Here is a 14,881-nt window from a genome sequence, read left to right as displayed (position 1 = left end):
TCGATCAGTAACGGACCGTACTCGACCCTCAAAACCGCAGGTCAGAGCAGCTGAGCGACTGTCAGCCGCCCCTGACCGATTCGTCGGCGGCGCCGCCCGCCCCGACCAGCCCCGTCGAGACACTGCCCAGGCGCGGCTCGAACCGCCGCATCTCGCGCTGCCCGACCGCCCCGATGACCCCGGGCAGATAACCGCGGATGCCCTGCATGCCCCGCAGCCACCACTGCGCGTACACATGGCTGGAGCGCCGCTCGATGCCCGCGACGATCCGGTCCACGGCCGGGCCCAGCGGATACGTCTTGTTCGACGGCCACGGCAGCCGCTGCCGCAGCTCGCGCATCACGTCGTCCTGGTCGGCGCCGCGCACCATGTCGGTGTCGGTCCACGACAGGTACCCGACACCGACCCGCACGCCCTTGTAGCCGACCTCGGCGCGCAGGCTGTGCGCGTACGCCTCGACGCCCGACTTCGACGCGCAGTACGCGGTCATCATGGGCGCCGGCGTGATCGCGGCCAGCGACGCGATCTGGAGCAGATACCCGCGGCTCTCCATGAGCACCGGCAGGAACGCCCGCGCCGTGACCGCCGATCCGATCAGGTTGACCTCGATGACGCGGCGCCAGGCGACCGGGTCGGAGTCGAGGAACGGGCCGCCGTTGGCGACACCCGCGTTCGCGACGACGATGTCGACCTTGCCGAAGCGCTGCTTGACCTCCGCGGCGACCTGCGCCATCGCCACATGGTCGGTGACGTCGGCGTGCCAGAAGTCGCTGTCGGTGTCGAGACGTTCCGACACCGCCTTCAGCTCGTCCGGCTCCAGACCGACCAGCGCGATCCTGGCGCCGCGCGCCGCCAGCTTGCGCGCGAGCAGCTCCCCCACGCCGCGCGCGGCACCCGTGACGACCGCTACCTGTCCTTCGAGACTGACCCTGCTCATGCGGATGCCGCTCCCTTCAGCTCGTCGTTCGTCTCGCCGTTCGTGACGCCGTTCGTGACGTACCCGGCCAGATCGCGGATGCGCTCGGTGACCAGGTCGGGCGCTTCGACGGGCGTCATGTGCCCGAGCCCGGTGAGTTCGGTGAGCCCCACGCACTCCGGCAGCGTCGCAGCCAGGCGCCGCGCGTGCACGACGGGCGTGAGCCGGTCGGCCGTACCGGCGATGACCGCCGTGGGCACCCGCAACTCGGCCGCGCCCTCGTCGAGTTCGAGCTCGGCGAGGACGCGCGACCAGTGGTGGCGCACCTTCGTCGGGCAGGCGTGCACGATCCGCGCGCAGGCCTCGACCTTGTCCGGCGACGACCCCGCGCCCATGGTCGCGTAGCGCAGGACCTTCTTGCCGAGCGGCGTGACCGGCCCGAGCGGGGCCCGCGCGCCGAGCACGGCCGTCGTGATCCGGGTCCGCAGCCGCCCGGGCCTCAGCGGCAGCACGGTCGACTCGGCCACCAGGTGCGAACTGCCCGTGCTGCACAGCAGTACCGCGGCCGCGTGCTCACGGAACTTCGGCCGCCGCGACGCGGCCATCATCGTCATGCCGCCCATGGAGTGCCCGACGAGCACGGCCTTCTCACCCGGCGCGAGCGTCGCGCCGAGCACGGCCTCCAGGTCGTCGGCGAGCATCTCCGTCGAGTACGGGGCCTGCGCCGCGGGGCTGCGACCGTGGCCGCGCTGGTCGTACGCGACGACCTGGTGGTCAGCGGCAAGAGACCGTATCTGCGCGGCCCAGAACGCGGTCGAGCACGTCCACCCGTGGGCGAGCACCACGGTGGGCGCCCCCTCGGGGCCGTGCACCTCGACGTGCAGCCTGGCGCCGTCGGCGGAGACCGCCGTCAGCTCACGCGCGGCCGCGGGCGGCGCGTAGGGACCGCTCACCACATGCATCAACCGGCTCATGCCGCTCCCGCCTCCACCTTGCCGCCCCGGCCCTTCTTCGTACGTGCCGCGGGTACCGCGGCCGGTTTCGCCGCCGGCGCCCTGACCACCTCGTACTCGCCGAGGTCGACCCGGCGCGTGGCGGACCGGAACTCGGTCGTCGTGCCCGGCCACAGCGTGGTGTTCACGCCGCTCTCGTCGAGGTACCAGCTGCTGCAGCCGCCGGAGCTCCACACCGTGCGCTCCATCCGGTCCTGCACGCGGCGGTTCCACGCGTTCACCGCGGAGGCGCGCGGGTCCAGGGCGACGCGGCCGCCGAGCACGTCCAACTGGCGTACGTAGTCGGCCAGATAGTTCAGCTGGGACTCGATCATCAGGATCATCGAGGAGTTGCCGAGGCCGGTGTTCGGCCCGATGACGGTCATGAAGTTCGGGAACCCGGCCGCCGTCGCGCCGCGCAGCGCCTTCATGCCGTCCTTCCAGGACTCCATGAGCGTGTGCCCCTCGGCGCCCACGACCCGGTCGGCGATCGGCATGTCCGTGACGTGGAAGCCGGTGCTGAAGACGATCGCGTCGACCTCCACCTCGCTCCCGTCGGTGGCGACCAGCGTGGAGCCGCGGATCTCGCTGAGCCCGGAGGCCACGACATCGACATTCGGCTGCGCGAGCGCCGGGTAGTAGGCGTTGGACAGCAGGATGCGCTTGCAGCCGATGCGGTAGTTCGGGGTGAGCTTGGCGCGCAGGGCCGGGTCCTTGATCGACCGGTGGATGTTGCGCTTGGCGAGCTGCTCGACCAGGCCCAGCTCGTTGGGCCGCTTCGTGAACGCCTGCACCTGGAGCTCGCGGATGCCCCACAGCAGACCGCGGCGGGCCTGCGTGGTGAACGGCAGCTGACGGTGCAGCCAGCGCTCGGCGCCCGTGATGGCGCGGTCGGCGCGCGGCATCACCCACGGCGGGGTGCGCTGGAAGAGGGTCAGCTGCGCCACGTCGCGCTGGATGGCCGGCACGATCTGGATGGCGGAGGCGCCGGTGCCGATCACGGCGACGCGCTTGCCGCGCAGGTCGTAGTCGTGATCCCAGCGCGCGGAGTGGAAGACCTTGCCGGGGAAGGCGTCGAGGCCCTTGATGTCCGGCATCTTCGGGTCGGACAGCGGGCCGGTCGCCGAGATGACGACGTCGGCGGTGAGCGTCCCCTGCGACGTCTCGACCTCCCACCACAGCTTCTCGGTGTCCCAGCGCGCCTGCTTCACCTCGTGGTCGAAGCGGATGTGCGGGCGCAGCCGGAAGGTGTCGGCGACGCGCTCCAGGTACTCCCGGATGTGCTCCTGGCCGGAGAAGGTGCGCGGCCAGTCGGCGTTGGGCGCGAAGGAGAAGGAGTACAGGTGGGAGGGCACGTCGCACGCGCACCCCGGGTAGCTGTTGTCGCGCCAGGTGCCGCCCACGGCGCCCGCCCGCTCCAGGACCACGAAGTCGGTGATGCCTTCGCGCCGCAGCCGGACCGCGGCCCCGAGGCCGCCGAACCCGGACCCGATCACCGCCACCCGTACGTGTTCATGCTCGTGCTCAGTCATCCCGGCGCCTCCCTAGCCGCACGACCCTGCCAGTGAACACTGGCGCAATGGGGAGAGTAGAGCAGCTGCGTACTGATGGGTAGGGGGCGGGAGCACGAAAGTTACCGGCGGTACAACATAGGGTTCTCGCGTGGCGAAGGAAGCGGCGAAAGCACCCGTGGAAGAAGCGGCGGAAGAGGCGGCGAAAGGCACCGGCACCCGGGAGTTCCGCGTGGAGGAGCTCGCGCGGGAGGCCGGCATCACCGTGCGCACCCTGCGCTTCTACCGCGAACGCAAGCTCATCCGGCCGCCGCGCCGCGAGGGCCGCATCGCCTGGTACGACGAGAGCCACCTGGCCCGCCTGCGCACCATCGCCGCCCTCCTCGAACGCGGCCACACCCTCAGCGGCATCGCCGAACTCTCCGAGGCCTTCGACCGTGGGCGCGACGTCGGCGAACTCCTCGGCCTCGGCGAACCGTCCGAGGAGATCCCCGTCCGCCTCACCCCCGAGGAACTGGCCGACTACTTCGCGGGCCAGGTCACCCCGGACAACCTCGAAGCCGCGATGGACCTCGGCTACGTCGGCGTGGACGGCGAGGAGATCGTCCACGTCAGCCGGCGCCTGCTCGACGTGTCGGCCGCCCTGGTCCGCGAGGGCGTCCCGCTCGCCGACGTCCTCTCGGCCGCCAAACGCGTCCGCGCCCACGCGGAGGACCTGGCCGAACTCTTCACCGACCTGGTCCTCTCGCACGCCACGGAACACGACCTCCAGCGCCTGCGCCCGCTCGCCAAGAGCGTGATCGAGGCGGAACTGTCCCTGGCCCTGGACCGCGCCCTGGCCAAGAAACCCGGAGAGTGAGCAGCCCCGCCGCCTACCTCGGCAACCACCAACGCGCCTTGTAGATCCCGCCGTTGACGAGGGTGTACGAGCCCGGCGGCCGGTGCACGCCCACCCTCGTCGTCCACCACGTCTCACCCAGGCCGCTCTCCGGCACCGTACTGAGCGCCTGCCCGGTCCGCGGATCGTCCCCGATCGCCTTCACCCCGGGCCGCACGATCTCGGCCGCACCGGCGAAGTCCTGCACGAAGGCCCCGCCCGCGATGTCGTACTGGAACACCGAAGCGCTCGTGGTCACCCACAGCCGCCCCGGGCGCCCCGCCACCGGGAACAGGTCGTGCCCGCCGGGCGACTTCCCCGGCTTGGCGACCGGCAGCCCCACCGACGACAGCCTCGCCAGCGCGGGCCGCACCCGACTGCCACCCACCCGGTACGCGACCAGCTCGTCATCGCCCAGCGCCCACAGCACCTCGCGCCGGGCGTCCCAGTGCATCCCGTGCGCACCCTTCAGCGTCACCTCGGCGAACCGCCGCGAGTGCGGGCCGAGCGACGCGGCGTAGAGCCTGACGAGCGCCCCCGTACTGCACGCGACGGCCACGTTCCCGTCCGGCAGGATCTCGATGCTGTGGGGGTTGAGGAGATCGTCGCCGGGCCCGAGCGTCGCACCCCAGTACCGCCGCCCCGACGGATACGAGACGACGGCCGCGAACCCGAAGGACGCCGTGGTCAGCAGATACGTCCGCCCGCGATGCACCCGGACCTTCGCCTCGGCGGGGTACACCCAGCTCTCGTCCGGCACGAGATCCCGATACCGCGGGTCCCCGACGGGCGAGAACTGCCACCGCACACAGGACGGATCGGCCGCCGGATCCCAGACGGTCCGCCCCGGATCGAGCACGAGGATCCGCTTGCTCGCCTGCTCGGTGACCATGACCGCGGGCGGCCCCGAGGCCACCGCGCGGGCCGCCCCCGGCGCCACCACAGCCGCGACCCCGGCCCCGGCGGCCCCGAGCAGCACACGACGCCTGGAAGGAAGCACGGACATGAAGTCCCCCCGCAACGTTGCCAGTTGACCACTCGGACCACTCGTCACGCACACGCCGAAATCTGCCACGCCACTCGAACATACGGACAGTCCTCTACCGGACTTTCGGTCGATGAGCCATCACATCCCTTACGCCGTCGGAACATTCACCCCATGAGGCGCTTTTCCGATAAATGGCAGACGGAAGGCCGTTCCCACTCCGAGAGTGAGATCGAAAGCCCCGGCGACTGTGTCACCAGCCCCGGGGTACGGCCGACACCAGCCAGGAGCGTCGACATGCCCAAGACTAGACCTCAACATCCCGTGCCGACTTCGCCCTCCGCGACCGCCACCGGACAGCCAAGGGACCTCGCAGCAGTTCGCCTCAGCCAACTCACGAGCGTCACCACGTCGCCGGGCCGTCAGCGCGCCACAATCCAACTCTGCGTCGATCGGCTCGGCTTCACGCTGGTCGCCGAGGCCACAGACCTCGGCGTCTCGGCCCGTAGGGCATCCCCCTTCGAACGGCCATCCCTGTCGGCCTGGCTACGTCGCCCTGACGACTACGACGCCATCGCGTGGTCACACGTGGACCGCGCCGTTCGGTCCGTGGCACACATGGCCGAGTTGATCACGTGGGGCCGGAGGCATGCTCGTTCATTCATCTTCGGTCTTCCTGACGAAGACCGTGCGCTCGTGGTGACACCACAGGCAGGCGGTGCCACCATCCGGCGATGCATGGACCTGGGGTACGCCGCTGAGCAAGAGTCCCGCACCATTTCCGACCGGCTCTCCAGCAGCCACGAAGCGCTGCGAGCAGCCGGCCGGTACGGAGGCGGCCTGGTTCCCTTCGGCTACCGGAAATCACCGCACCCTTCCGGCAGCGGGTGGTGCCTGGCCCCGGATCCCCAGTCTGCAGACCTCGTCAGCATGATTGTGAAGGAGGTCCACGCGGGCCTGTCTCTCATCGCCATCGCGCGCAAGCTCAACGAAGCATCGGTGCTCGTCCCGCGCGACCACCACGCGCGACTCCAGGGGCGCCCGACAGGCGGTCGTCGCCACGGCCGGGACTTCGAACGGTTCCGCTGGACGTCCGGCACCCTCTCCAAAGTGCTGCGCAGCCCGTCTCTTGCCGGGCATCGAGTACACCAAGGCCGGACTGTCCGCGACCCCGAGGGCGCCCCCGTCCTGATCGGCCCTCCACTGCTCACCGAGGAGGAGTTCCGTGACCTGCAAGACCTGCTCCAGGCACGCTCCAACGGCACCCGCCACGCCCGCAGCCGTACGACCGCCCTGCTCGTCGGAGTCGTGCACTGCATGGGTTGTGGCGGACGCATGTACTTCGCCGCCCGGAAGGGCTATCCGTACGGGGACTACATGTGCCGCGCGACCGCCCGAGGCGAAACCTGCCCCGCCGCCGCAGGCATGCGCTCCGACTGGCTTGAGGCGTACGCGGTCGACCGCTATCTCCAGGCGATCGGAACAGAGGGTGAAGTAACGCGAGAGGACCTTCTCCGCACCTGCGTCCGCATCGACGTCACCAAGGGTCGTCCTGGCGGAGGTCGCGCCCGACGGTCCGGGCCGGATACCTCCCGCTTGGCGTTCTCGCTCGGGAGATCCCCCGGTACGCGACTGAGCAACTGAGGCGTGAAGGGCTGAGAGTGTGAGGGGCGCGCCGAGATTCTCGGCGCGCCCCTCACACCTGTCACGTCTCGAACACCACGGTCACGGGAGCGTGGTCCGACCACCGCTCCCCGTGACTTGCAGCTCGCTCGACGAACCCCTTGACCGCCCGCCGAGCGAGCCCAGGCGTCGCGACCGCGAGGTCGATCCTCCATCCTGAATCATTGTCGAAAGCCCGCCCCCGGTACGACCACCACGAGTACGGGCCCTCCTCGTCGGGGTGCAGGGAGCGCACCACGTCGACGTAGCCACCGTCTGTCTCGTCGAGAACCTGTCCGAGCCAGTCGCGCTCCTCGGGGAGGAAGCCGGAGTTCTTCTTGTTGGACTTCCAGTTCTTGAGGTCCGCCTCGCGGTGGGCGATGTTCCAGTCGCCGCACACGAGCACCTCGCGGCCCTCGGCGGCGGCCCGCTCGCGCAGGCCCTTCAGATAGGCCAGGAACTCGCCCATGAAGCGGATCTTCTCGTCCTGACGCTCGGTCCCGACCTCGCCGGAGGGCAGATAGAGGCTGGCGACGACGACGCCGGGGAGGTCCACCTCCACGTACCGCCCGCTCCCGTCGAACTCCTCGGACCCGAAGCCGATCTGTACGCGCTCCGGCTCACGGCGTGTGTAGAGCGACACACCGGCCCGCCCCTTCGCGCCGGCGGGGGCGTGCACGACGTGCCACCCCTCGGGCTCGCGCACCTCGTCGGGCAGCTGCTGGGGCTCCGCCCGCACCTCCTGGAGGCACAGGACATCCGCGGAGGTCCCGGCCAGCCATTCCACGAAGCCCTTCTTGGCGGCGGCCCGCAGCCCGTTCACGTTGACACTCGTCACAGTCAGCACCGGGGCACCATACCGGCACACTTGAAAGGACAGCCGCACGCCAGCATAGAGATACGATACTCAGCATGACTATTCAGCCCATGGCGCCCACCCTCCAGCGCGTCTCCTTCGGACACCCCGACGCGATCAAGCTGAACGACCGCGTCCAGCTCGAATACGCCGAGCGCTACGGCGACGACGGCGACGTCACCCCGCTCGACCCGACGATGTTCGACGCCCCGCGCGGCCTCTATCTGATCGCGTACGACGACGGGGGCACCCCGCTCGCCACCGGCGGCTGGCGCACCCAGGAGCAGAACGACGAGGGATATTCGGACGGCGACGCCGAGCTGAAGAGGATGTACGTCACACCCGAGGCCCGGGGGCTGGGTCTGGCCCGGCGCATACTCGCGGCCCTGGAGGACGACGCCCGCGCCGCCGGCCGTTCCCGCATGGTCCTGGAGACGGGCCTCAAGCAGCCGGAGGCCATCGCTCTCTACGCGTCGAGCGGCTACACGGCCTGCAGCAAGTTCGGCCACTACCGCTTCGAGGAACTGAGCCGCTGCTTCGCCAAGGCGCTGTGACGCGCCCAACATCGCGGAAAGGGCGCCACGGGGAGGGAGCAAGCGGGCAAGGCAAGAGCCCCACCGGACGAATCCGGTGGGGCTCTTAATTGCGGTGGACCTGTGGGGATTTGAACCCCAGACCCCCTCGATGCGAACGAGGTGCGCTACCAGACTGCGCCACAGGCCCTTGCAACGAGTGAAACTCTAGCATCCCGATCGGGGTGCTCGGAAATCCGTTCCTGGCTGGTCAGCCAGGGTGGCCCCGGACGGGTCTCACTCGTTGGCCGCGCGGGGGCGGCCGCCGTCGTCGTACTGGTCGAAGAGCGGGGTGCGGCCGCGCTCGCGCGAGCGGCGCGCGGAGGCGGCCCGGCGGGCGTCACAGCGCTCGTCCCCGATCTCGTCCGCGCCGTCGCTCTCCTCGGACGCCGCCGCAGGCTCCTCGCCGGTGTGCCCGTCCGGCTCCTGCTGCGCCGCGCCCGCCGTGCTGGAGCGGGCCGAGCTCCACGCGTCGGGGGCGCCGAGGTCGACGCTGCCCGTGGCGCGCGGGGCGACCGGGGCGGTCACATACGTCGGCAGCGGCACCGGGACCGGGTCCCAGCTGTCGCCGTGGCCGGGGCCGCGTTGCCGCTCGCGCTGCTGGTCGACCCACTCGGCGTGGTCGGTCTGCTCGACGAGCGCGCGCCGGTCGGCCGCGAGCGCCTCGAGACCGGGGTCGGTCTCCACCTCTGGCGCAGGCCCCTCTTCGGCCTCCTCCGCGGCGGACCGGCCCGCGGTGGGCTGGCGCCTGCGGGGCTGCCGTTCGCGCAGCCGCTGCGCCGCGACCTCGGCCTGGCGCCGGTCCATCGTGTACGCGAAGCGCCGCCGCTCCTGGGCGCGCAGATAGAAGATGTACGAGCTGAGCAGCACGGCGGGCACCGCGGGTGCCCAGAGGAACGCGAGCCCGCCGACGGCGGCGACGACCGCTCCGGCCGTGAAGGCGAGGAAGAGCATGACGGTCGTACGGCGCCTGCGCGCGAGCACCTTGGAGCGGCGGGCACGGGCGGCGGCGTCCGCCGAAGCGGCCTGTCGCTCGGCCGCGGACCGGTCGGACGGCTGGCGGTCGGACGCCTGACGGTCCGACTTCTGGCGGTCGGGGCCCTGGCGTCCGGTTGCGGACCTGCCGTTCGTGTGCGGGTCGTTGGCGGGCCGGTCGTGGTGCGGCCGGTCGTGCGCCTGCTGGTCGTGGGGGGTCCGGGCGGAGACCTGGCGGTCGGGTGCCTGCCGGGCGGGCGAGGTCCTGGGCCGGGGCTCGGGGCGGGGTTCGGGTCCGGGGTGCCGCTCGTGGCGGGCGTCCCGGTTCTCGTTCCTGCGCTCCCCTCGGACCGGGGGCGCGGCGAAGGCCCGGACGTCCACCGAGTCGGTGGCCGCGTCCGGGACGGACGGGTCGCTGCGCTGCTCCTCCCCTTCGGGCGAGCGCGTCTGCAGGTCCTTGGCGTATCGGCGCTCCATGCCCGCCCGTCCGGACAGCAGCCGGATGGCGGTGCTGAAGCGTTCCGTCGGACGGGCCTCGTTCAGCTCGTCCTGCCTACGGAGCCACATCGGCACCAAGTAGGCGGCCCAGGCCCCGACGATGACTGCGTAGATGAGGCCGCTGCTGCTCACGTCTCACACGGTAGAGGGGTTTGCGTGGGGGCATCCGCCAATTGAGCCGGTGTGTCGCACGATCTGGCTGATATTTCGAGCTTTTTTTCCGACTGAGGCATCAACGCGCCATCCGTCGAGCGAATTTAATGCCCGAGGCGGACGATCCCCGATCAGTTTCGAACACTTATTTCATTTTGGCGATGTGCCGGGGCGCTCCGCGCTGCTCGGACCACCCGGACCAGCGGTGTTGCCGCCACGCTTGCGACGCAAGCGGCTCAGGAGGCCTTCCGGGACCTCCTCCGCGGTGAGCGCGAAGACGAGATGGTCGCGCCACCCGCCGTCGATGTGGAGATAGCGGGGCCGCAGCCCTTCCTCGCGGAATCCGAGTTTTTCGACGACCCGGCGACTCGGCCCGTTCTCCGGGCGAATACAGACCTCGATACGGTGCAGGCCCACCGTGCGGAAGCAGTGGTCGACCGCGAGCGCCACCGCCGTCGGCATCACGCCGCGCCCGGCCACCGACTCGTCGACCCAGTAGCCGACATGACCCGAACACATCGAGCCCCAGGTGATCCCCGCCACCGTCAACTGCCCGACCAGGCGCCCCTGGTACTCGATGACGAAGGGCAGCATGCGCCCCGCGCTCGCCTCGGCGCGCAGGTGGCGGACCATCTGACGGTAGGTCGGACGGTGGGCGATGGGGCCGCTGGGCGTGGGCGGCGGGATGGTCGCTTCCCAGGGGCGCAGCCAGTCGCGGTTGCGGCGGTTGACCTCGCGCCAGGCCCGTTGGTCGCGCAGTTTTATCGGGCGCAGACAGACGTCACCGTCCGTCAGCTCGACCGGCCAGGATGGGCTGTTCAGCTCGCACCCCCGTCAGGTCTGGGGTGGTCGCCGCCGCGCAGCTGGTCGACGGCGTGGGTCAGCAGGGTGCCGAGCACGGCGAGGCCGTCCTTGACCCCGCCGGACGACCCGGGCAGGTTCACGATCAGGGTGCGTCCGGCGACGCCGGCGAGGCCCCGGGAGAGTGCGGCCGTGGGCACCTTCTCGCGCCCGAACGCGCGGATGGCCTCGGGGATGCCGGGCACCTCGTGGTCGAGCACGCTGCGGGTGGCCTCGGGGGTCCGGTCGGTGGGCGAGATGCCGGTGCCGCCGGTGGTGAGGATGACGTCGTACCCGGCGTCGACACCGGCCCGCAGCGCCTCGGCCACCGGGTCCCCGTCGGGCACGACCTGCGGTCCGTCGACCTGGAAGCCCATGGCTTCGAGGCCCTTCGCGATCCGGGGGCCGCCCGTGTCGGCGTAGACCCCGGCGGCGGCGCGGTTGGAGGCGGTGACGACCAGGGCGCGGTAGGGGCTCATTCCCCGGCCTCCGGGCGGGTCCAGTGGCCCGACTTGCCGCCCGTCTTCTCCTCGACGCGTACGTCCGTGATGACGGCGCCCTTGTCGACGGCCTTCACCATGTCGATCACCGTGAGCGCGGCCACCGAGACGGCCGTCAGGGCCTCCATCTCGACGCCCGTGCGGTCGGTGGTCTTCACCGTGGCGAGGATCTCGACCGCGTCGTCGGCGACGGACAGGTCCAGTTTCACTCCGGACACCGACAGCGGGTGGCAGAGCGGGATGAGATCGGGGGTGCGCTTGGCACCCATGATCCCGGCGATGCGCGCCGTGGCGAGGGCGTCACCCTTGGGCACTCCCTCGCCGCGCAGCAGCTCCACCACGCGGGGCGATACGAGGACGCGGCCGCTGGCACGGGCGGTGCGCGCGGTCACGTCCTTGGCGGACACGTCGACCATGCGGGCCGCGCCCGCCTCGTCGATGTGCGTCAGTCGGTCCTGCGAACTGCTCATGGTGCTCTGGCGCTCCCGGTCCGTGGGCCGCGCGGTGCGGCGCGCGGCCTGTTGTGCGCGACACGGTATCGCGCGGACGGGGCGCTCAGCCGAGGAGGACCACGTCCACTTCCACGCCGGGCTCGGCCGAGGTGGTCTTCTCGGGCAGGACGATCAGCGCGTCCGCGTGGGCGAGCGCGGCGACGAGGTGGGATCCGGAGCCCCCCACGGGGGTGACGGTCCCGGCCTCGGCGTCGTACGTCCCGCGCAGGAACTGACGTCGTCCCGCGGGCGAGCTGAGTGCCTTGGCCGACTTCAGGACCGCGCGGGCCGACGGCCGGTGCACGTCCGCGGCGGGCAGGCCCATGAGAGTACGCACCGCGGGGCGTACGAACAGCTCGAAGGAGACGTACGAGGAGACGGGGTTGCCCGGCAGGGCGAGGAGCGGGGTGTGCTCGGGGCCGATGGTGCCGAAGCCCTGGGGCTTGCCCGGCTGCATGGCGAGCTTGCGGAACTCGACGCCGCTGCCGGCTCCGATGCCGGTCTCGTCCTCGGAGTCGCCGACGGAGGTCAGCGCCTCCTTCACGACGTCGTACGCGCCGACGCTGACTCCGCCCGTGGTGACGATGAGGTCGGCGCGGATCAGCTGGTCCTCGATGGTGGAGCGCAGTGTCTCCGCGTCGTCGGCGACCGCGCCGACGCGGTACGCGATCGCTCCGGCGTCGCGGGCGGCGGCGGTGAGGGCGAAGCTGTTGGAGTCGTAGATCTGGCCCGCGGCCAACTCCTCGCCCGGCTGGACGAGTTCGCTGCCGGTGGACATGACGACGACGCGCGGGCGCGGGCGCACGCGTACGCTGCCGCGGCCGATCGCGGCGAGGAGGGCGATCTGGGGCGGTCCGAGGACCGTGCCGGCCTCCAGGGCGCGGTCGCCCGCCTTCACGTCGCTGCCCTTGGCGCGCACGTGCGCGCGTGCCTCGGCGGGGCGGTGCACACGGACCTCGCCGGAGGCGCCCTCGGGGGCGGCGCTGTGGGCGCGCATCCCGGAGACCGGGCCCTCGCCCAGGCCGCCGTCGGTCCACTCGACGGGGACGACGGCCTCGGCGCCGGGCGGGAGCGGGGCGCCGGTCATGATGCGGGCGGCCTGGCCGGGCCCGACGCGGAGCAGCCGGGCCTGGCCCGCGGCGACGTCCCCCACGACCGTGAGCACCGCGGGGAAGTCCTCGCTCGCGCCCGCCACGTCGGCGGCCCTGACCGCGTACCCGTCCATCGAGCTGTTGTCGAAGGGGGGCAGCGAGAGCGGCACCGAGATGTCCTCGACGAGGACGCAGCCCTGTGCGTCGAGGAGCTGGAGCTCGATGGGCTCCAGCGGGCGGACCGTGGCGAGGATGTCCTCCAGGTGCTCCGCCACCGACCAGACGTGCTGCTGACCGGTGACGTGCGTGGTCGTGCTGCTCAAGGTGCTACATCTCCTCGGTGACGTAACTGCGAAGCCAGGCGCGGAAGTCCGGGCCCAGGTCCTCACGTTCGCACGCGAGTCTGACAATGGCACGCAGATAGTCGCCACGGTCTCCGGTGTCATACCGGCGGCCCTTGAAGACGACGCCGTGGACGGGCCCGCCGGCCTTCTCGTCGTCGGCGAGCTGCTGGAGGGCGTCGGTGAGCTGGATCTCGCCGCCGCGGCCCGGCTCGGTCCGGCGGAGTATCTCGAAGATCGCGGGGTCGAGGACGTAGCGGCCGATGATCGCGTAGTTCGACGGGGCGTCCGCGGGGTCGGGCTTCTCGACGAGGCCGGTGATCTTGACGACGTCGCCGTCCTCGGTCGCCTCGACGGCGGCGCAGCCGTAGAGGTGGATCTGCGAGGGCTCGACCTCCATGAGGGCGATGACGCTGCCGCCGCGCTGCTCCTGGACGTCGACCATGCGGGCGAGCAGGGGGTCGCGCGGGTCGATCAGGTCGTCGCCGAGGAGGACCGCGAAGGGCTCCTGGCCGACGTGGGGAGCCGCGCACAGGACGGCGTGACCGAGGCCCCTGGGGTCGCCCTGGCGGACATAGTGCATGGTCGCGAGGTCGCTGGACTCCTGGACCTTGGCGAGGCGGCCGGCGTCGCCCTTCTTCTGGAGAGCCGACTCGAGCTCGTAGTTGCGGTCGAAGTGGTCCTCCAGGGGCCGCTTGTTGCGGCCTGTGATCATGAGTACGTCGTCGAGGCCGGCGGACACGGCTTCCTCGACGACGTACTGGATCGCCGGCTTGTCGACGACCGGCAGCATCTCCTTGGGCGTTGCCTTGGTGGCCGGCAGGAACCGGGTGCCGAGGCCCGCGGCGGGGATGACAGCCTTGCTGATCCTGGGGTGCGACTCAGTCATGCGGTGAACCATATCCGTAGCGTCTGGGCGGAAGATTTGCTTCCAGTTAACTTGATGCCTATATGAGGGGTTTGTGAGCTGGCTATGTGTTTGTCAAAGGCTGACAAGAACGCGTTGCGGGCAGAACTCCTCCAGGTGAGATCGGGGTTGCCCGCCGATGACGTCGAGACGGCGGCCGGGGCGCTCGCCCGCCAGGCGCTTGAACTTCCCGAGCTGGCCGGGGCGCGGACCGTCGCCGCGTACGTCTCCGTCGGCCGGGAACCGGGCACCCGCGCGCTGCTCGACGCGCTCCACGCGCGCGGGGTACGCGTCCTGCTTCCTGTGCTCCTCGACGACAACGACTTGGACTGGGGCGCCTACGACGGACAGGGGTCCCTCGCGCGCGTGCAACATGCGGGAAAGATGGCCCTGTTGGAGCCCTCCGGGGAGCCGCTCGGCACCGAGGCCGTCGTGGAGGCCGACGCGGTGCTGCTGCCGGGCCTCGCGGTCGACGGGCGCGGCATGCGGCTCGGCCGCGGCGGCGGCTCGTACGACAGGGTCCTCGCGCGCCTTGAGCGGGCGGACGCGGATCCGGCGCTCGTGGTGCTCCTGTACGACGGCGAGGTCGTGGAGCGCGTCCCCGAGGAGCCGCACGACCGTCCTGTGCACGCCGTGGTGACGCCTTCGGGAGTGCGCCGCTTCCGGTGAACCGTCCGCCCCGGTGACCGAAAGGGCCCTCCACGCGTGCGTGGA

15 protein-coding genes, 1 tRNA gene and 1 pseudogene are annotated in these 14,881 nt (G+C 71.3%); 5 read left to right on the top strand and 12 right to left on the bottom strand.

Features of this window, described 5'->3' with window-relative positions:
* Positions 1-61: 61 nt before the first annotated feature.
* Genes OG456_RS21045 through OG456_RS21035 form a run of 3 tightly spaced genes read right to left on the bottom strand, consistent with a single transcriptional unit; the run spans position 62 to position 3,440 of the window.
* Entirely contained in the window at positions 62-937 is an 876-nt protein-coding gene (locus tag OG456_RS21045) for an SDR family oxidoreductase (RefSeq protein WP_266563232.1), read from the bottom strand.
* A complete protein-coding gene (locus OG456_RS21040; protein ID WP_266563230.1) occupies positions 934-1,890 on the bottom strand; it encodes an alpha/beta fold hydrolase in 957 nt (318 codons plus the stop codon). Before OG456_RS21040 ends, OG456_RS21045 begins: the two co-directional genes overlap by 4 nt.
* Positions 1,887-3,440, bottom strand: a complete 1,554-nt coding sequence (locus tag OG456_RS21035) for an NAD(P)/FAD-dependent oxidoreductase (protein WP_266563228.1) — start codon at positions 3,438-3,440, stop codon at positions 1,887-1,889. The genes OG456_RS21040 and OG456_RS21035 overlap by 4 nt, the downstream gene beginning before the upstream one ends.
* A gap of 211 nt (positions 3,441-3,651) precedes the next feature.
* On the opposite strand from OG456_RS21035, the gene OG456_RS21030 reads away from it, so the two are divergent.
* Entirely contained in the window at positions 3,652-4,278 is a 627-nt protein-coding gene (locus OG456_RS21030) for a MerR family transcriptional regulator (RefSeq protein ID WP_266569367.1), read from the top strand.
* 13 nt (positions 4,279-4,291) lie between these two features.
* On the opposite strand, the gene OG456_RS21025 is transcribed toward OG456_RS21030, so the two are convergent.
* On the bottom strand, positions 4,292-5,302 hold the full coding sequence (locus tag OG456_RS21025) for a DUF6528 family protein (protein ID WP_266563226.1): 1,011 nt from the start codon (positions 5,300-5,302) through the stop codon (positions 4,292-4,294).
* A 153-nt stretch (positions 5,303-5,455) separates the two neighbouring features.
* On the opposite strand from OG456_RS21025, the pseudogene OG456_RS50825 reads away from it, so the two are divergent.
* Both OG456_RS50825 and OG456_RS21020 read left to right on the top strand, forming a co-directional pair.
* Positions 5,456-6,052 (top strand): annotated as a pseudogene (locus OG456_RS50825) (recombinase family protein); the annotation flags it as partial.
* Positions 6,053-6,211: 159 nt separating this feature from the next.
* Positions 6,212-6,925 (top strand): recombinase family protein, encoded by a 714-nt coding sequence (locus OG456_RS21020; RefSeq protein ID WP_266563224.1) that lies wholly within the window; start codon positions 6,212-6,214, stop codon positions 6,923-6,925.
* Between the two features lie 61 nt (positions 6,926-6,986).
* Here OG456_RS21020 and OG456_RS21015 read toward each other — a convergent pair whose 3' ends face one another.
* Positions 6,987-7,811, bottom strand: coding sequence for an exodeoxyribonuclease III (locus tag OG456_RS21015; RefSeq protein WP_266569366.1), 825 nt, complete (start codon positions 7,809-7,811; stop codon positions 6,987-6,989).
* 44 nt (positions 7,812-7,855) lie between these two features.
* Between OG456_RS21015 and OG456_RS21010 the strand changes: the two genes are divergently transcribed.
* Positions 7,856-8,353, top strand: a complete 498-nt coding sequence (locus tag OG456_RS21010) for a GNAT family N-acetyltransferase (RefSeq protein WP_266563222.1) — start codon at positions 7,856-7,858, stop codon at positions 8,351-8,353.
* A 95-nt stretch (positions 8,354-8,448) separates the two neighbouring features.
* Here OG456_RS21010 and OG456_RS21005 read toward each other — a convergent pair.
* The 7 genes from OG456_RS21005 to galU all read right to left on the bottom strand — a co-directional run bounded on the left by OG456_RS21005 (position 8,449) and on the right by galU (position 14,149).
* Positions 8,449-8,522, bottom strand: a tRNA-Ala gene (locus OG456_RS21005).
* 86 nt (positions 8,523-8,608) lie between these two features.
* Positions 8,609-9,976, bottom strand: coding sequence for a gephyrin-like molybdotransferase receptor GlpR (gene glpR / locus OG456_RS21000; RefSeq protein ID WP_266563220.1), 1,368 nt, complete (start codon positions 9,974-9,976; stop codon positions 8,609-8,611).
* Positions 9,977-10,147: 171 nt separating this feature from the next.
* A complete protein-coding gene (locus OG456_RS20995) occupies positions 10,148-10,819 on the bottom strand; it encodes a GNAT family N-acetyltransferase (RefSeq protein WP_266569365.1) in 672 nt (223 codons plus the stop codon).
* Complete coding sequence (locus OG456_RS20990) at positions 10,816-11,316, bottom strand: molybdenum cofactor biosynthesis protein B (RefSeq protein ID WP_116512508.1); 501 nt, start codon at positions 11,314-11,316, stop codon at positions 10,816-10,818. The genes OG456_RS20995 and OG456_RS20990 overlap by 4 nt, the downstream gene beginning before the upstream one ends.
* On the bottom strand, positions 11,313-11,807 hold the full coding sequence (gene moaC / locus OG456_RS20985) for a cyclic pyranopterin monophosphate synthase MoaC (protein ID WP_116512507.1): 495 nt from the start codon (positions 11,805-11,807) through the stop codon (positions 11,313-11,315). The genes OG456_RS20990 and moaC overlap by 4 nt, the downstream gene beginning before the upstream one ends.
* An 85-nt stretch (positions 11,808-11,892) precedes the next feature.
* Entirely contained in the window at positions 11,893-13,242 is a 1,350-nt protein-coding gene (gene glp / locus OG456_RS20980; protein ID WP_266563216.1) for a gephyrin-like molybdotransferase Glp, read from the bottom strand.
* A 4-nt stretch (positions 13,243-13,246) separates the two neighbouring features.
* Positions 13,247-14,149, bottom strand: a complete 903-nt coding sequence (gene galU, locus OG456_RS20975; protein WP_266563214.1) for a UTP--glucose-1-phosphate uridylyltransferase GalU — start codon at positions 14,147-14,149, stop codon at positions 13,247-13,249.
* Positions 14,150-14,233: 84 nt separating this feature from the next.
* Between galU and OG456_RS20970 the strand changes: the two genes are divergently transcribed.
* Positions 14,234-14,836, top strand: coding sequence for a 5-formyltetrahydrofolate cyclo-ligase (locus tag OG456_RS20970; RefSeq protein ID WP_266563212.1), 603 nt, complete (start codon positions 14,234-14,236; stop codon positions 14,834-14,836).
* The last annotated feature ends 45 nt before the right edge of the window (positions 14,837-14,881 follow it).

It is taken from the genome of Streptomyces sp. NBC_01446 (assembly GCF_026340095.1).
Lineage (GTDB): Bacteria > Actinomycetota > Actinomycetes > Streptomycetales > Streptomycetaceae > Streptomyces > Streptomyces aureus.
This window is presented reverse-complemented; position numbering and strand designations above follow the sequence as displayed.